The sequence below is a fragment of the Devosia sp. Root413D1 genome (assembly GCF_001425235.1).
Lineage (GTDB): Bacteria > Pseudomonadota > Alphaproteobacteria > Rhizobiales > Devosiaceae > Devosia_A.
On the sequence record NZ_LMEA01000008.1, the window covers coordinates 477,584 to 493,312 of the forward strand.

The 15,729-nt window shown below is 65.3% G+C and carries 21 protein-coding genes; 8 read left to right on the forward strand and 13 right to left on the reverse strand.

Annotation, left to right across the window (positions count from 1 at the left end; genetic code table 11):
• The first annotated feature begins 148 nt into the window (after nucleotides 1-148).
• Together ASC89_RS10840 and ASC89_RS10845 are read left to right on the forward strand one after the other, a co-directional pair.
• Entirely contained in the window at nucleotides 149-1,363 is a 1,215-nt protein-coding gene (locus ASC89_RS10840) for an enolase C-terminal domain-like protein (RefSeq protein WP_055997581.1), read from the forward strand.
• 150 nt (nucleotides 1,364-1,513) lie between these two features.
• The gene (locus tag ASC89_RS10845; protein WP_055997584.1) at nucleotides 1,514-2,506 is read left to right on the forward strand and encodes a S41 family peptidase; all 993 of its coding nucleotides are present in this window, start codon (nucleotides 1,514-1,516) and stop codon (nucleotides 2,504-2,506) included.
• On the opposite strand, the gene ASC89_RS10850 is transcribed toward ASC89_RS10845, so the two are convergent.
• Complete coding sequence (locus tag ASC89_RS10850; protein WP_055997587.1) at nucleotides 2,503-2,970, reverse strand: VOC family protein; 468 nt, start codon at nucleotides 2,968-2,970, stop codon at nucleotides 2,503-2,505. The two genes, ASC89_RS10845 and ASC89_RS10850, sit on opposite strands and share 4 nt — an antisense overlap.
• Before the next feature lie 141 nt (nucleotides 2,971-3,111).
• Here ASC89_RS10850 and ASC89_RS10855 point away from each other — a divergent pair, with 141 nt between their 5' ends.
• Nucleotides 3,112-3,882, forward strand: coding sequence for an SDR family NAD(P)-dependent oxidoreductase (locus ASC89_RS10855; protein WP_055997589.1), 771 nt, complete (start codon nucleotides 3,112-3,114; stop codon nucleotides 3,880-3,882).
• A gap of 44 nt (nucleotides 3,883-3,926) precedes the next feature.
• Here ASC89_RS10855 and ASC89_RS10860 read toward each other — a convergent pair whose 3' ends face one another.
• On the reverse strand, nucleotides 3,927-4,469 hold the full coding sequence (locus tag ASC89_RS10860) for a YidB family protein (RefSeq protein WP_156384571.1): 543 nt from the start codon (nucleotides 4,467-4,469) through the stop codon (nucleotides 3,927-3,929).
• 32 nt (nucleotides 4,470-4,501) lie between these two features.
• Entirely contained in the window at nucleotides 4,502-4,756 is a 255-nt protein-coding gene (locus ASC89_RS10865; RefSeq protein ID WP_055997592.1) for a GlsB/YeaQ/YmgE family stress response membrane protein, read from the reverse strand.
• A gap of 139 nt (nucleotides 4,757-4,895) precedes the next feature.
• Between ASC89_RS10865 and ASC89_RS10870 the strand changes: the two genes are divergently transcribed.
• Nucleotides 4,896-5,711, forward strand: a complete 816-nt coding sequence (locus ASC89_RS10870; protein ID WP_082533292.1) for a pirin family protein — start codon at nucleotides 4,896-4,898, stop codon at nucleotides 5,709-5,711.
• Between the two features lie 4 nt (nucleotides 5,712-5,715).
• Here ASC89_RS10870 and ASC89_RS10875 read toward each other — a convergent pair whose 3' ends face one another.
• From ASC89_RS10875 to ASC89_RS10890, 4 genes are all read right to left on the reverse strand, one after another.
• Nucleotides 5,716-6,210 carry an AAA family ATPase gene (locus ASC89_RS10875; protein ID WP_055997595.1) on the reverse strand — a complete coding sequence of 165 codons (495 nt, stop codon included), beginning with the start codon at nucleotides 6,208-6,210 and terminating at the stop codon, nucleotides 5,716-5,718.
• Nucleotides 6,211-6,231: 21 nt separating this feature from the next.
• The gene (gene alr, locus ASC89_RS10880; RefSeq protein ID WP_055997598.1) at nucleotides 6,232-7,368 is read right to left on the reverse strand and encodes an alanine racemase; all 1,137 of its coding nucleotides are present in this window, start codon (nucleotides 7,366-7,368) and stop codon (nucleotides 6,232-6,234) included.
• A 2-nt stretch (nucleotides 7,369-7,370) separates the two neighbouring features.
• The gene (locus tag ASC89_RS10885) at nucleotides 7,371-8,861 is read right to left on the reverse strand and encodes a replicative DNA helicase (RefSeq protein ID WP_055879330.1); all 1,491 of its coding nucleotides are present in this window, start codon (nucleotides 8,859-8,861) and stop codon (nucleotides 7,371-7,373) included.
• A gap of 191 nt (nucleotides 8,862-9,052) precedes the next feature.
• Complete coding sequence (locus tag ASC89_RS10890; RefSeq protein ID WP_055879326.1) at nucleotides 9,053-9,490, reverse strand: MarR family winged helix-turn-helix transcriptional regulator; 438 nt, start codon at nucleotides 9,488-9,490, stop codon at nucleotides 9,053-9,055.
• 73 nt (nucleotides 9,491-9,563) lie between these two features.
• Here ASC89_RS10890 and ASC89_RS10895 point away from each other — a divergent pair, with 73 nt between their 5' ends.
• On the forward strand, nucleotides 9,564-10,097 hold the full coding sequence (locus ASC89_RS10895; RefSeq protein ID WP_055879323.1) for a cytochrome b: 534 nt from the start codon (nucleotides 9,564-9,566) through the stop codon (nucleotides 10,095-10,097).
• Nucleotides 10,098-10,105: 8 nt separating this feature from the next.
• Here ASC89_RS10895 and ASC89_RS10900 read toward each other — a convergent pair whose 3' ends face one another.
• Nucleotides 10,106-10,861 (reverse strand): TetR/AcrR family transcriptional regulator C-terminal domain-containing protein, encoded by a 756-nt coding sequence (locus ASC89_RS10900; RefSeq protein ID WP_162247931.1) that lies wholly within the window; start codon nucleotides 10,859-10,861, stop codon nucleotides 10,106-10,108.
• Nucleotides 10,862-10,983: 122 nt separating this feature from the next.
• Here ASC89_RS10900 and ASC89_RS10905 point away from each other — a divergent pair, with 122 nt between their 5' ends.
• Nucleotides 10,984-11,460 carry an SRPBCC family protein gene (locus ASC89_RS10905; protein WP_055997602.1) on the forward strand — a complete coding sequence of 159 codons (477 nt, stop codon included), beginning with the start codon at nucleotides 10,984-10,986 and terminating at the stop codon, nucleotides 11,458-11,460.
• Nucleotides 11,461-11,514: 54 nt separating this feature from the next.
• Here the strand turns inward: ASC89_RS10905 and ASC89_RS10910 are convergent, their stop codons facing one another.
• The 4 genes from ASC89_RS10910 to rpsF all read right to left on the reverse strand — a co-directional run bounded on the left by ASC89_RS10910 (nucleotide 11,515) and on the right by rpsF (nucleotide 13,945).
• Nucleotides 11,515-12,222, reverse strand: a complete 708-nt coding sequence (locus tag ASC89_RS10910; RefSeq protein WP_055879318.1) for an outer membrane beta-barrel protein — start codon at nucleotides 12,220-12,222, stop codon at nucleotides 11,515-11,517.
• A gap of 313 nt (nucleotides 12,223-12,535) precedes the next feature.
• Nucleotides 12,536-13,114: a 50S ribosomal protein L9 gene (gene rplI / locus ASC89_RS10915; protein WP_055879315.1), complete on the reverse strand. Its 579-nt coding sequence runs from the start codon at nucleotides 13,112-13,114 to the stop codon at nucleotides 12,536-12,538.
• A gap of 84 nt (nucleotides 13,115-13,198) precedes the next feature.
• The gene (gene rpsR, locus ASC89_RS10920; protein WP_055048535.1) at nucleotides 13,199-13,453 is read right to left on the reverse strand and encodes a 30S ribosomal protein S18; all 255 of its coding nucleotides are present in this window, start codon (nucleotides 13,451-13,453) and stop codon (nucleotides 13,199-13,201) included.
• A 78-nt stretch (nucleotides 13,454-13,531) separates the two neighbouring features.
• The gene (rpsF, locus tag ASC89_RS10925; protein WP_055879312.1) at nucleotides 13,532-13,945 is read right to left on the reverse strand and encodes a 30S ribosomal protein S6; all 414 of its coding nucleotides are present in this window, start codon (nucleotides 13,943-13,945) and stop codon (nucleotides 13,532-13,534) included.
• Between the two features lie 296 nt (nucleotides 13,946-14,241).
• On the opposite strand from rpsF, the gene ASC89_RS10930 reads away from it, so the two are divergent.
• Nucleotides 14,242-14,430, forward strand: a complete 189-nt coding sequence (locus ASC89_RS10930; protein WP_055879310.1) for a hypothetical protein — start codon at nucleotides 14,242-14,244, stop codon at nucleotides 14,428-14,430.
• A 5-nt stretch (nucleotides 14,431-14,435) separates the two neighbouring features.
• Here the strand turns inward: ASC89_RS10930 and ASC89_RS10935 are convergent, their stop codons facing one another.
• Complete coding sequence (locus ASC89_RS10935; protein ID WP_055998018.1) at nucleotides 14,436-14,633, reverse strand: hypothetical protein; 198 nt, start codon at nucleotides 14,631-14,633, stop codon at nucleotides 14,436-14,438.
• A gap of 81 nt (nucleotides 14,634-14,714) precedes the next feature.
• On the opposite strand from ASC89_RS10935, the gene ASC89_RS10940 reads away from it, so the two are divergent.
• On the forward strand, nucleotides 14,715-15,671 hold the full coding sequence (locus ASC89_RS10940; RefSeq protein WP_055997605.1) for a threonine/serine dehydratase: 957 nt from the start codon (nucleotides 14,715-14,717) through the stop codon (nucleotides 15,669-15,671).
• Nucleotides 15,672-15,729 lie beyond the last annotated feature (58 nt).

Consider the following 15,729-nt stretch of genomic DNA (forward strand, 5'->3'; position numbering starts at 1 on the left):
GTCAAGAACAAAAAGAGAACAAATTGCACCGAAGCGGTGCGCTCGACCTTCGCCCAACTTGCCTCCGCCGCCGCTGGTTGCGAAGCTCACCTCCTCGCGACTCCGAACGGCCCGACCAGCGGCCGGAACAAGCAGACATAGGGAAGAGATGACCAAGATCACCGGGATCGAGACGATCCGCACGCGCGCCGACGGCACCTGGCTGTTCGTCAAGGTTCTTACCGATCAGCCCGGCCTCTACGGCATCGGATCGGCCTCCGACCACTACCGCGCCAAGGTGGTAGAGGCGGCGATCGAGAATGTCACGCCCCTGCTGATCGGCCGCGACGTCAGCCGCATCGAGGACATCTGGCAGTCCGTCTATACCCAGAGCTACTGGCGCAACGAGGCCATCGGCAACACCGCCCAGGCCGGCATCGACATGGCGTTGTGGGACATCAAGGGCAAGGAAGCCGGCATGCCGGTCTACCAGTTGCTCGGCGGCAAGACCCGCAGTGCCGTCGCCGCCTACGCCCACGCCCAGGGCGACTCGCTCACCGAGCTCGAGGACGATGTGCGCCGCTACTGGGAGGAGGGCTACACGGTCATCCGCTGCCAGCTGGGCAATTACGGCGGCGGCGGTTTCCTCGATCGCGCCAATGCCCGCGGACCGAAAGATCACTGGCCGCAGGACAAGGCCTTTGACGACGACGCCTACCTGCAGGCCATCCCCGAGATGTTCGCGCACCTGCGTGACAAGCTCGGCTGGGGACCGAAATTCACCCACGACGTGCACGAGCACCTGGCGCCGACCAATGCCGTGCAGCTGGCCAAGCTCCTCGAGCCCTATCGGCTCTACTTCCTCGAGGATCTGCTCTCGCCCGAACAGGTCGGCTGGTACCGCCAGGTGCGCCAGCAATGCGCCACGCCGCAGGCAATGGGCGAGCTGTTCGTCAACCCGCACGAATATCTGCCGCTGATCACCGAGCGGCTGATCGATTTCGTCCGCGTCCGTATCTCGAAGGGCGGCGGCATCACCCAGGCGCGCAAGATCGCGACGCTGTGCGAATGGTTCGGCGTGCAGACCGCCTGGCAGGAAGGTGGCGACAACGACCCGGTGAACCAGATGGCGGCGATGCATGTCGATCTCGCCTCCACCGCCTTCGGCATCCAGGAGGAGAACCACTTCAAGCCCGAGGAGTACGAACTGTTCCCCGGCCATGCGCTGCTCGAAGGCGGCTACCTCTACGGCAACGAGCAGCCCGGGCTTGGCATCGATATCGACGTGAAGAGGGCCGAAGCGCTGCTCGATCCGGACAAGGCGGCGAAGTCGCACTACATGGCCGAAGACCGCCGCCGCGATGGCGGCATCGTCCGGCCGTAGCGAGGGCCGGCGGGCGGACTCGATTGAGGGAGGCGGACCATCGAAAGCTCCATTGACTGGCAGGCCGACCTGGCTCACCTGGCCGAAGGGATCGTCACCCGGCATCGACAGCCGTTTCATCTCATCTCGCAGGCGGCGTTCGAGGCGAAGGTGGCCGAGCTGTCTGCTCGGCTGCCCTCGCTATCCGATGCCGCGGCGGTCGTTGCCTTGCGCGGCATCGCGGCCAGCATCGGCGACGGCCACACCTTCGTCGCCACGCCGCCTCGGCCGAAATTTCCAGTCGAGTTCTGCTGGTTCGGTGATCAACTTGCGGTGGTTCGCGCCACGGCTGCCCACCGCACGTTGATCGGCACCCAGCTGGTGGCGATCGGCGAGCAACCGGTGGCGGATGTCCAGGGGCGGTTGCAACAGCTCATTCCGCAGGGCGAGAACGCCGGCTATGTGCTGGCGCAGAGCGTCGAGCTTATGCGGGAGCCCGAGGTGCTCTCGGCTCTGGGCATTCCACCGCGGTTTCGCTTCATCGATACCGCCGGAACCGAGGTGGCTGTCACCCTGGGCCCAGGCGACGAGCCGCTGCTGACTGCCGAGCACGCTCCGCTCTCGATGCAACGGATGGACGAACCGTTCTGGTTCTCGCATGTGGCCGAACGGGATGCGGTCTACGTGCAGTTTCGTTCCTATGGCGGGCTCGAGGCCAATGCCATCAGGCTGTTCGACGACCTCAGGCAACAGCCGGCGCGACGGCTCATCGTCGACCTCCGGCGGAACGGTGGCGGTAACTTCCTCGCGGGTCGGCAGTGGCTGCTGCTCCCCATCGAACTGCTGGGGCTGGTCGCTGGCCAACTGTTCGTGCTGGTCGGCCGCCGCACCTTCTCCGCGAGCATGGTCAACGCCATCGATTTCCACCGCGAAACCGAAGCGATCCTCGTCGGCGAGCCGATCGGCGCCCGGCCATTCGGGTATCAGGAGAACGGCTGGTTCACGCTGCCCGGCTCCGGGCTGCGGGTCTCGGCCGCGACCCGGCTCTACCGGTTCGGTCCGGAGGACGCCGACAGCTTTCATCCGGACCAGCAGATCGATACCAGCTATGCCGACTTCGTCGCTGGCCGCGATCCGGTACTCGAGTGGGCGCTCGGCGCCTAGAGGTCCGGCATGTCGCTGAACACTTCGAGGATCACCCCGATATCGGGGGCGCTGTCGAGATAGTGCACCTCGATGCCGGTGAAGGTGCCGCTGAGGCTCGATTGGCCGCCGCGCACCTTCTGGTCCCTCAGCGCCTGCCGGAAGTCCGGCGTCCTTACCGCGACATGGTGCACGCCGCCGACCCCGCCGCGCTGGGCGAGGAACTTGCCGAACATGTCGTTCTCGTCCCGCGGCTCGATCAGCTCCCACATCACATCGCCGATCATCGTGATGGCGATGCGCGAGTGCCATTCGGCCGGCTTGCCGTCGACCAGGACGTTCTCGGCGTTCTCCGGACCGATCTCCATGAACTCCCATGGCCCGATGCCATACTGCTCCTCATAGGCGCGGACCGCGGCCTCGAGGTTGGGCACCACGATGCCGAGCTGCATGGTCTTGGTGAAGGTTGGCTGCTTTGCCGGCATGTCGGGCTCCAATATTCAACAAAAGTGTTGATCAACATTATTGTTGAATACGAGTGAGCATCCTCTGTCAAGCCGGTGGGTTGGTCGACCTCGCGACTGCCGCTAGGGTGCCCGCCCACGCGAACACCTGGGGAGTACGGGATGCGGTTCGAGGGCCAAGCGATTTATGTCACCGGGGCAGGGCACGGCATCGGCCGCGCCACTGCGCTACGCCTCGCCGCCGAAGGTGGCTCGATTGCGGTCTCCGATATCGATGGCCCTGCGGCGGAGGCCGTCGCCGCCGAGATCGCCGCGACGGGCGCGCGAGCCTTTGCTACCACGTGCGACGTCACCAGCCGTGACGCCGTCGATGCCTCCATCGCCGATACAGTCGGTCGTTTCGGCAAGCTCAACGTTCTCGTCAACACCGCGGGCGGCGACTGGAACGAGCCGGCGCTCGGCGAAATTCCCGATGAGCTGTTCGACCGCAAGATCGACGTCAACCTCACCGGCGTCTTCCGCTGCGTCCGCGCCGCCCTGCCGGCGCTGATCGCGGCCGGACCGGGCAGCAACGTTGTCAGCATCGGCTCGATCAACGGCAACTGGGCCTTTGGCGGCTACGCCTATTCGGCGGCGAAGGCCGGGCTCGAAATCCTCACCAAGAACCTTGCCGCCCGCTACGGCAGCCAAGGCGTCCGCTTCAACCTGATCAGCCCCGGCACTATCCGCACCCGCAACTGGACGGTGCGCGACGACGACGGCGGCAAGCGCGCCCGCAAGTACCCGCTCGGCCGCCTCGGCGAACCGGAGGACATCGCCGCCGCGGTGGCGTTTCTCGCCTCGGCCGATGCCGCATGGATCACCGGCATCAACTTGCCCGTCGAGGGCGGCATCATGACCGGCGGCCTGCACGACCTGATCATGGAGGGCTGATCAGTCGCGGCCGGTGTGTGGGGCGCCCGCCGCGACCGATAACATTACGCCGTTCCGGTCAACCGGTCGCGGATCTCGGTGTCGGATTGCGGAATGTTGCCATCCGGGGTCAGCCGGTCAACTGACTCGGGAATTGCAGTGGCGAGACGCTTCAACAGTTCCTCGCGTGACAGGCCGGTGCGCTGCGACAGTTCGGCCAGGTTCTCTGCGCCCACCGCCTGCTCGACCTGTGCGGGCGACAGGCCCTTGGTAGGAACGCCTACAGTGACCCAGGAATCGGCAGTTTCCGATTGGCCCGAGTTGCGGAAGCTGTCCATCAGGTCGCCGAGCCCGCCGGTGAGCACGTTGCCGTTCCCGCTACCAGCGGGCCGGCTCGCGTCTGTGCCATTGCCGCCACCACCGAACAGGTCGCCGAGGCTGCCCAGAATGCTCGAAAGCCCATCCTGGGCCGGAGCTCCGTCGGGGCCGGTGCTCGTTCTGTTCTGAAAGCCCTTCAGCGCTTCGGCAATCTTGTCACGGTTCTGGTAGCCCGCCACGGCAAGCAACCCGAGCAGGGCGACCATTGAAGGCATTGAGTTCTTGGCCATGTGACTGGTCCTTTCAGGGATGGATTGGGTCGTCAGGTGCGACGGCGCATGAATGCGCCCCAGGCGAACAGCACGAGCACGGCACCGACGACGGCGCCGATCAGCCCGGCACCTTCGCCGGGCGCGTACAAACCAAGGGCCTGCCCGAGGAAGGAGGCGACGAACGCGCCCACGATGCCGAGCACCGCTGTCATCACAAAGCCCGACGGTCCGCCGCTGTTGGGCAGGATTAGTTTTGCCACGATGCCGGCGACAAGACCGATGATAATGGTCCACAGAATGCCCATAGGCGAAGTCCCCTAAGCCCTCGCGCAAATGCGCGGAGGTCTCGGACAACGCCCAGTTGCTGACAGTGTTCCGGTCCTGGGGAGATTCGGGTCGAGATCACCAGTGCACCGGCAAGCCAGGTGCTGGCGACAGGAGGGGATGGTGTTGTTCAAGGCCGGACGCAGCAAGGTGACGCGCGACTCGGGCGGTTTCGTCATCCGCCTCAACATGCCCGGCTGGATCTTCCCGCGTCCCACCGATCATGGGCACGGCGCGTTGGCGCTGGTGGTCGAGTCGTTCCTCGCGCCGGGCCGTCTCGTTGCCCTGCATCAGCACCGCAACGACGAGATCATCTCGTGGGTCCCTGACGGCGTGATGCGCCACCACGATGACGTCAGCGGCGACCTGGTCACCGACCCCGGCCACCTGCTGGTGATGAATGCCGGCCGCAGCTTCTGGCACTCTGAGCGGACGCTGCCGACCGACCCGCCCTTGCGCATGCTGCAGATCATGGTGCGTCCACGTAGCATCGACCTCGAGCCGAACATCCAGCACGGGCCGCTTCCAGCCTGGATGCCGAACGTCTGGCGGCACCTGTTCGGACCCGAAGGCAGCAGCGCTCCCTTCTTCGTGCGCAACACCATCGACTTCTTCGATATCCGGCTCACTGTCGGTGCTCGTGTCACGCTGCCGGATATCCCCGGCCGTGACGTCTATTTCTATGTCTTCACCGGCGACATCGAAGCTGGTGGCCAGAGTTTTGGCGAAGCCGAGCAGGGCCTGTTGCTCGCCGGCGAGACGCTGGCGATCAAGGCAAAGACTGCCGCGGTGGTCGTGGCCTTCCTCATCGATCCCACCGCGCAACTGGTCCGCCAGGGTACCATCGGCGATAGCGCAAAGATTCCGCCGCCCTCACGTGCACGGTTGCTGCTCTGGCTTCTCGGCGTGCTGCAATGGTTCCGGCGGCGAACGTGATCCATCACCGGAGCCCGGCGAACTCATCTATCTCACCGCGGTTGCCAAGCACGTACTTCGTCCCCTCGAAGCCATCCCACAGCTGCTGGTGCGCCTGCCGCGAGTTGGCGTTGCTCCTCGTCGGATACTCGGCAACCCAGGCCAGCAGCGCCGCGAACGAGGCCTCGCTGCCGCCGCCCTGGTTGCCGCGCCGGCGCACATTGTCGAGACACTCTTCCACCGGCAGATCGAGGAAGATGAACTCGCTGGCGCGGGGCAGGGCGGCCGGCAGCAGCCAGCCATAGACGCCCTCCATCACCCACGAACCCTCGGTGGCGCGTTCGACCACCTCGTCGAACACCACCCGCTTGTCCCGCTCCTTGCCGCCATAGGCACCCTCCCAGTAGAGGTCGTCGAGCCGCACCAGCGGCACCGCCAGGCGCCGCGACAACCGCTCGCCCAGCCAGGTCTTGCCAGAGCCGCCATTGCCGGTGATCAGCACGCGCACGGCGTCAGCCATCGATCGGTACCCCGCCCTGGCTCATACGGTCGGCGCGGCGCTTTCCATGTAGTTGCGCGAGTAACGACCCTTAAGGCTGGTCAGCACTTCGTAGCCGATGGTGTTGGCGATGTCGGCATGGTCGTCGACGGTGATCTGCCTGCCGATGATCTCGGCCATCTCGCCCGGCGCCGGTGGCCGCGGCAGGTCGGTGACATCTACCCCGATCATATCCATCGACACGCGCCCGACCACCGGGCAGGGCTGGCCATTGATCACCACATGCGTGCCGCGGTGGTTGTTCGACGAGCTCAGCGAGCGGAAGAAACCGTCGGCATAGCCGATGGCAACGATGGCGAGGCGGCTGTCGCGCGACATGGTCTGCAGCGCGCCATAGCCGACCGTCTCGCCGGTCTTGACGTCCTTGGTCATCAGCACCGGCGCCTCGAGCATCACCACCGGCGCCATCGGGTTGCGCCGCCCGGCGACCGCCCGCCCGCCATAGAGCGCGATGCCCGGGCGCACCATCTGGAAATGGTTATCGCGGTTGCTCATCAACCCGGCCGAGTTCGAGAGCGACGCCGGAATGCCGGGGAACTGCGCCATCACCGAGGTGAACAGCGCCAGTTGCGTGCGGTTCTTCTCGTGCGCCGGCATATCGGCGCAGGCGAGATGGCTCATGATCATCTGCGGCGCATAGCCGATCGAGTCGATCAGCCGCTTGACGATCGAGGTCTCGTTGAGCCGGAAGCCGAGCCGGTTGATGCCGGTATCGAAATGCAGCGCCGCCGGCAGCGCCTGATTGGAAGCGGCGCAAGCCGAGAGCCATTCCTCCAGCATCGGGATCGAGGCCAGGCACGGCATCAGTCGTTCGCCGACATAGAGCGGCGCCGACCCCGGATAGAGCCCGGAGAGGATGAAGATGTGGCTGTCCTCGGGCAGCGCCGCGCGCACCGCGATGCCTTCGTCGGGCGTTGCCGCAAAGAAGAAGCGGGCGCCCGCCTCGTAGAAGGCGCGCGAGGCCTGGGCGATGCCTGTGCCATAGGCATCGGCCTTCACCACCGCGCCAGTCAGCGCGCCGCGGCTCACCTTGTCGAGAGCCTGCCAGTTGCGCTTCAGCGCGCCCAGGTCGACCGTCAGCCGCCCGCCGTAACCGGTCGCAATGGCCGGTGCCGCCATCACTATTCCATCCTTTCGGGAAGGTATTCGGAGCGCGCCAGATTGCCGAAGCGCGTGAACTGCGCCTCAAAGCTCACCTGCACGGTCCCCGTCGGGCCGTGACGCTGCTTGCCGATGATCACTTCGGCCTTGCCGTGCACCTGTTCCATCTCGCCCTGCCACGCCATGTGTTCCGGCGTGCCCTCCTTGGGCTCCTTGTTCTTGAGGTAGTACTCCTCGCGATACACGAACAGCACCACGTCGGCGTCCTGCTCGATAGAGCCGGATTCGCGCAGATCCGAAAGCTGCGGATGCTTGTCGTCGCGGTTTTCCACCTGTCGGCTGAGCTGGCTGAGCGCGATGATCGGCACTTCCAGCTCCTTGGCCAGCGCTTTGAGCGTGGTGGTGATTTCGGTCAGTTCCTGCACGCGGTTCTCGCTCGACTTCTTGGACGAGCCGCTGAGCAGCTGCAGGTAGTCGACGATCAACAGGTCGAGGCCTTTCTGCCGCTTCAGGCGCCGGGCGCGGGCGGCCAGCTGCGCCACCGAGATGCCGCCGGTATCGTCGATATAGAGCGGCACCTGCGCCATCAGGTTCGAGGTGTCGACGAGCTTCGAAAACTGGCTCTCGTGAATGTTGCCGCGCCGGATGTCGGACGAAGAGATCTCGGCCTGCTCGGCGAGAATACGCGTCGCCAGCTGCTCGGCGCTCATTTCGAGGCTGAAGAAGCCGACATGCCCGCCATCGATGGTCTTGCTGTGCCCATCCGCCTGCACTTCGCCGCGAAAGCTCTTGGCCACATGGAAGGCGATGTTAGTGGCGAGCGACGTCTTGCCCATGGCAGGACGCGCCGCGAGGATGATCAGGTCGGAGCGCTGCAGCCCGCCCATCAGCCGGTCGAGATCGGTGAGCCCGGTCGAGGTGCCGCTGAGCGTGCCGTCGCGGCCATAGGCTTCGCCGGCCATCTTGATGGCTTCGGTCAGCGCTGCCGAAAAGCTCTGGAAGCCGCCGTCGTAACGGCCCTTTTCCGCCAGATCGAACAGCGCCTTCTCGGCCTCCTCGATCTGCTTGTTGGCCGTCGCCTCGACATCGGAGTCATAGGCGATCTGCACCATCTCCTCGCCGATCTGGATCAGGTTGCGGCGGATCGCCAGATCGTAGATCGATTGGCCGTAATCGGCCGCGTTGAGCACGGTCGTTGCTTCCGCCGCCAGCCGCGCCAGGTATTGCGGCATGGTCATTTCAGCGGTCAGGGCGTCGGCGAGGTAGGTCTTAGCGGTGATCGGCGTCGCCGTCTTGCCGGCGCGGATGATCTTGGCCAGCACCTCGTAGATGGTGCGATGGATCGGCTCGTAGAAGTGCTCGGGTATGAGGAAGTCGCTGACCCGGTAGAACGCCTCGTTGTTGACGAGGATCGCTCCCAGCAAAGCCTGCTCCGCCTCCACATTGTGGGGCGCGAGGCGGAAGCCCTTTTCGTCTTCCGGACGCAGGCGATGCACGTTGTTGTCGGCCATAGCGACTCGATACTCCCCCGCTCGTTAAGGTTTGCTTTACCAGCGGCTGTCCCGGCGACGGTCAAAAATGTGACGCCGGGGTGACCGAATCGGGTCCTCGGCGCGACGCCTGTGGTTAGTGTTGAAAGCGGGGGAAACCAAGGCGGCGCGTTTGCATTCGCGTCATCAGGCCGATCGCCGATTCGTACCCCTCATTCAGTGCCGGAATCGCGCTCCAGCGCTGCGATGATCCGGCGCATCATGCCGTAAAACACCTCGCGCTCCTCGGGCTCTAATGCATCGGTGGCGAGGCCGTTGACCTCGATGGCGGACACGAAAGCGGCCCTGGCGCGCTCGCGCCCGAGCGGCGTCAGCGACACCCGGGCGCTGCGTCGGTCGTTGGGGTCGGGCGTCCTCGCCACCAGCCCGTCGCGCTCCATGCGATTGAGCGTGTTCGCCATGGTCGGCTGTTCCACCGCGGCAAGCAGGGCCAGCTCTTTCTGCGTCATCGCCCCACCGTCCTGCAGCGCGAAGAATACCGGCATCGGTCCCGAACTGCCGCCCGCCAGTCGCCGCTCGATGGCGCGGGCGAATAGCCGCGCCGCCCAGTTGGTGAGGTAGCCGGCTGAGGTCTCGCGGACATAGCTCATTTACATAGCTTGCTATTTAAATCCATAGTGTGCTATGTAACCGTCGTTGGCCACGAAACGCAAGGAGCCTTCGATGTCCGCAACAAGCAGTTCGACGCGCTACGGCAGCGTCGCCATCGCTATCCACTGGCTCACCGCGCTGATGATCGTTGCGCTGTTCGCCACGGGCTTGCTCGCCGCCGCGCAGGTCGACCCGGCCGCCAAGCTCGTATTGTTGCGCGCCCACATTCCGTTCGGGGCAGGGGTGTTGCTGCTGACGCTGCTGCGTATCGTCTGGTGGCTCGCCATCGATCGGCGCCCGGCTCCGCCCGCCGATCAGCCCGGCTGGCAGAAGCTCGTGGCCAAAGCGGTGCACATCGCCCTCTATGCGGTGGTTCTCGTCACCGCCTCGAGCGGCATTGCCACGATCATCCTGTCGGGTGCGCTTCCCGCCATCATCGGCTCCGCCACGCTCCCCAACCTGGAGACCGTTCTGCCGCGTGCCGTCCACGGCATCGCCTCGCGCCTGATGCTGGGGCTGCTTGCTCTCCATATCGGCGCCGCTCTCTACCACCAGTTCATCCGTCGCGACCGCCTGCTGGCCCGAATGGGCGTAGGGGTCGCCTAGCGCACTTTCTAGCGCCCGGCGATCAGCGCCTCGATCCCGTCGAGCAGCCGCTCGAGGCCGAAGCGGAAGGCCTTCTCACCCCAGAACTCGCCCTGCCGTGCCGCCGTGGCAGCCTGACCCACCCGTGCCGTGAGGGGAAAGCGGCGCGGATCGACTAACCGCTCAAGCTGCGGCATGGCCTCGCGCCACCATTCCGGATCGCCCAGCCCCGTCTTCTCCCGTTCCGCCAGCAGCCCGGACCGCAGCGCGGCGGTGTGGGCCGCGTGGTTGAGCACGGCGGCCAGCGCCTGCTCCATCTCGAAATCCGTGAGGCCGATGCCCTCGAGCACTGCCAGTTCGACCTCGTTCTTCTCGATCTCGTGCGGTCCCATCGGCGAGCGCGCCGGGCGCGCTGCGGTTAGCCACGCGTTGGCAAGGAACAGCCTATGGTTCGCCTCGGCGACTAAGCTCAGTCCTTGGCGCCAATTGCGGCCATGCGGCGGGGCTCCATCCGGGTAGAGGCCGGCATAGACCCGGTCGACCATCAGCGCCAGCAACGCCGCCTTGCCTGGTGCGAAGCTGTAGGTCGCCATGGTCCGCACGCCCAGCCGAGCGGCAATGACACGCATCGACAGCGCCTCGAGCCCCTCGGCCCGCACCAGCTCGGTCGCCGCCGAAACGAAGTCGTTGATGGTGCGACCGCTGCGCCCGACTGGACGAGAGTGGTCACTCCACAGCAGCGCAATGGTGTCGGCAAGGGAGCTATCGGTGTCGTTGCCGGCCAAAATTGTCTCCGGGCTGATGCTCCTCACTCCATAGCACCGTCACTTGGCTCGACCATAGGTTTGACGATCAGTTCTGCAGCCGATACAGTGTATCGGTACATTGTATCGAAAAAGGAGCGATCATGACCACGGACGACACGGTTCGCATCGAGGACACGCTGGCCTGGAGGTTCGCCGGGGAGGGGAGACTTGATCCCTCCGCCCCGGTTGCCGCGTCGGGGCACATTGAGATAGCCCGTGCTCCCGAAGTGGTGTGGCGCTTGTTGCACGACGTTACCAACTGGCCCGACATCCGTGCCGATGTTCAGGACGTGGTCGTCCTGGACGGCGGCGCCTTCACCTGGTCCGCCGGCCCGATCCCGGTTCGCTCCCGCTTTGTGCTCACTGAACCAGGGTGCACGCTGACCTGGTGCACGCTGGCGGCGGGCCTCGAGGCCGTACATGTCTACCACTTCGAAGCGGTTGGTTCGGGCACCCGGCTAGACGCGGCGGAATCGATGAGCGGGCCGCTTGCCGGGCCGGCAATCAGCAGCGCGCAGCTGCAATCCCAGATCGCTTCCTGGCTTGAGGGTATCAAAGCGCTCGCCGAGACGCGCTGAAAACAAAAAGGCCGGGATCGCTCCCGGCCTTGTATTCGCTGCGATTGTGCCGGCTTAGAAGCCGAAGGTCAGACCGACCTGCACCACGTGCGAGCCGAGGTCCGCAACGGCATCGATGGCACCGCCCTCAACTTCAGCGCCGACGATCGCCTTGTAGCGATAGCCGAGGTCGAGCGTCATATTGTCGGCCACGTCGACCTTGACGCCGGCGCCGACCTGGTAGGCCCAGCCCCAGCCGGACAGGTCGACCGAGGTGCCGACGGCGGTGCCGTCGGCGGTCACATAACCGGCGCCGAGACCACCGCCGATATAGGGCGTGAAACCCGAACCGGTGTCGATATCGAACCAGAGGTTGCCGAGCAGGTAGGTGGTAGAGGCCCAGCCGTCCGTGATCGGGTAGGTGTCGTTATCGAACAGTGCGGGCGGGCCGCCGCTGATCGTCACGTCAGGCAAGCCAACCGCGCCGGTCGACAGTTCGACTTCGCCGCGCAGATTGTCGGTGAAGTTGGCGCCGAGTGCGACGCCGAACTGCCAGCCGATATCGCTGTCGAAGTCAAAGAACTGCCCACCCGGCGGCGAGCTGTCATCGGCCGAAATAGTGGTCCACTGGGCGCCGCCAAAGACGCTCAAGTACCAGCCCATATCAGCAACTGCCACGGGCTCGTCGACCGGGACGTCAACGACCAGATCCGCTGCCAGGGCAGGGGTGCCGACAATCAGCGCCACAGCAGCAGCGCCGCTGAGCAGTTTGAACATGTTCATAATGGGAGCCTCCCGCAATTAAGTTGGCACCATGATTTGCAGATGAATTGTATTCGTGGAAGTAGGGAACGCAGCTTTCAAGGCATCAATTTCGGTCGTGGCACATAATGGCAACACCAGGCAGAAAGTGAGGCAAGCAACCAGGCCGCGGCCGTTGCTGATACATTCCGGATCGGAAGAAATCCGACCTGTCCAAAAGCTGGACTCGGGCCGTACCGCCAAGCTCTAGCGGAAGGTCGCCGCCCGGCCGGGGCGCGCAAACAAAAGGGCCGGGATTGCTCCCGGCCCTTTCTCGTATCGATGCGATACGTTCTTACTCTTCGTCGCCGAAGGCCTCGGTAGCGGCGGAGCCGACTTCGGCCTGGCCAGCAGCGAACTGTTCGGCCGCTTCGTCGTCGTAGTTGATCGCGGTGAGATCTTCACCGGCGGCCTGACGGGCAGCCTCGTCTTCCGAGCGCGCCACGTTGACGGTGATCGACACGGCAACTTCGGCGTGCAGGTGCAGCGGCACCGGGTGGACGCCGACGGTCTTGATCGGGTTGGCGAGGTCGACCTGCGAACGCGAGACGGTGAAGCCGTCCGAGATCAGTGCGTCGGCCACGTCACGCGACGATACCGAGCCGTAAAGCTGGCCGGTTTCGCCGGCCTGGCGGATGATGACCACCGACTTGCCGTTGAGGCCCGACGCGATACCGGCAGCGGCCTCGCGGCGCTCCTGGTTGCGCTGCTCGATGTCGGCGCGATCGCGCTCGAACTTCTTGCGGTTGGCTTCGGTGGCGCGCAGCGCCTTCTGCTGCGGGAGCAGGAAGTTACGGGCGAAACCGTCCTTCACCGACACTTCGTCGCCGATGTGGCCGTGCTTGCCGATACGCTCGAGGAGAATGACTTTCATGGTGCTTTCCTTTGCTGTCCTGCCTCGAAGGCAGTTAGGAGCCGCCGACGATCGGCAGCCCCAGCGAGTCCCTGAAACCGGTTCTTACTGAACGGCGTAGGGCATGATGCCGATGAAGCGGGCGCGCTTGATGGCCTTGGCCAGTTCGCGCTGCTTCAGGGCGGAGACCGCAGTGATGCGGGAGGGGACGATCTTGCCGCGCTCCGACACGTAGCGCTGCAGCAGGCGAACGTCCTTGTAGTCGATCTTCGGCGCGTTCGGGCCCGAGAACGGGCAGGTCTTGCGGCGGCGCTGGAACGGACGGCGGGCCGTGGTCGTGGTCAGGTCTTTGATGGCCATTTGGCTTATCCTTCTGGGTGGGTCGCATTCCGAACCGGAAAAGTTTGCAACTTTTCCTGGAATACTCCCGAAGCGTTCTTAGAAGCGGCGCGGGCGACGGTCGCCGCGGTCGAAACCACCACGGTCGCCACGCGGGCCACCCGGACGGTCACCGCGGTCGTCATCGCGATCGCGCTTCTGCATCATGGCCGACGGGCCTTCCTCGAGCTCGTCCACCCGGATGGTCATGAAGCGCAGGATGTCTTCATTGATGCCCATCTGGCGCTCCATCTCGGCCACCGCGGCGTGCGGAGCGTCGATGTTGAGCAGGGTGTAGTGCGCCTTGCGGTTCTTTTTGATGCGGTACGAGAGCGACTTCAGGCCCCAGTACTCGTTCTTGGTGACCTTGCCGCCGCCATTGCTGAGCACTTCGGTCAGGGCTGCGGTCAGCTCTTCCACCTGCGTGGGGGAAACGTCCTGGCGGGCCAGGAAAATGTGTTCGTAAAGGGCCATAAGCGCCTTCCTTCAAGTTGGTTCACAACACTTCCACTCGGCGCGGAGCCCCTTTGAAGCCGGAAAGGCGATCAAAGCAGTCTTCTAAAGAGCGGGAACACGGGAGGACGGGCGAACCCTATCGTACAAATGCACGAACCCTCCGTTCAGCCCCCGGCCGAACGAATGCGAGGCGGGCTATAGGGGAAAACGCCGGCAATGGCAAGCGGCGCGGGGCGGTGACGTCCCGAAGGCGTCTGCCACAGGCGGAACGATATCGGCCAGCCGACCCTTTCCCTTTACATAAGGAGAAGGTCATGACCAATCGCAAAACGCCAGTGCCGCCTGCCACCCAGCCCGACGACATCCCCTTGGACATTCCCGATGCCGAGCAGACCGAGAGGGAACTGCCGGAAGGACAACTGCCCGGCCTGCCGGTATGGCGCGATCCGCTGCTGAACCCGGGGCCGACGCCTTCGGAGCGCGAAACGCCACCGCTCGACTGATCCGGTCAGCCCGATGCGGAGATCTCGCCGGCGCGCTTCGGGATCTCATATCCCTCTGATACCAGCAGCGAGGTGATGGTCGGCGTCAGCGCCCGGCAGCCGCAGTGCTGGGCGTGCTCGTAATGCCAGGCGGCGCGCTGCTTTTTGGTCGCATTGGCCGGCATCCGGTGTTCGCGGTGCCACTCGGAGTTGATCTTGCCCATCGTCGCGGCCTCTTTCATCGTCCCGACACTTGCTTTAGGCAGGCCGGGCGGCTCCACTATGTTAACCTTGTCGAGACCGCCATGACCACCACCGAAGCTGTCGCGTCTGCTCCGCCTGATCGCAACGCGATCCGCGCCGCCGAAGCGGTGATCCGCCCGCACATCCGGCGCACCCCGGTGGGCGAGGTGGCGGCGGCCGATTTCGGGCTCGATGGTGCGCCGTTCTCCTTCAAGCTCGAATTCATGCAGCACTCCGGCACCTTCAAGGCCCGCGGCGCCTTCGCCAACCTCTTGATCCGGCCGGGCGCCGCACGCGGCGTGGTAGCGGCCTCGGGCGGCAACCACGGCGCCGCGGTCGCCTATGCGGCGCATAAGCTCGGCATCAAGGCGCATATCTACGTGCCGCGGATCTCCTCGCAGGCCAAGATCAACCGCATCCTGCAATATGGCGCCGAGATCGTCATCGGCGGCGACACCTACATCGATGCCTACAATGCCAGCCACGCCTTCGCGGCAGAGAACGACCTGCTCGAGGTCCACGCCTACGACATGTTCGAAACGCTCTGCGGGCAGGGCACCGTCGGGCTCGAATGGCTGGAGCAGGCCCCCGGGCTCGACACGCTGCTGGTCGCCGTCGGCGGCGGTGGCTTGATCGGCGGCATCGCTGCGGCGGCGGCTGGCCGCGTCCGCATCATCGGCGTCGAGCCGGAGAACGCGCCGACGCTGCACCGGGCTATCGAGGCGGGCCGCCCGGTCGACGTGCCGGTGAGCGGCGTCGCCGCCGACAGCCTTGGCGCCCGCCGCATCGGTAACCTGAGCTTCGCCCTCTCCGGCTTCATCGACCGCTCGGTGCTGGTTACCGACGAAGCCATCGTCGCGGCGCAGAAGGCGATCTGGGACGTGTTGCGCGTGGCGGTGGAGCCGGGCGGGGCCGCCGCAATGGCCGCCGTCCTCTCAGGACGCTATGTTCCGGCGCCGGGTGAAAAGGTCGGCGTACTGCTCTGCGGCGCCAATACGACGGCGGTGAAGTTCGACTAGCCCGCCTTGACTTTGCCATCCCCCTCCTGCAAACGCCGCCGCCAACTGGACGCCTGTC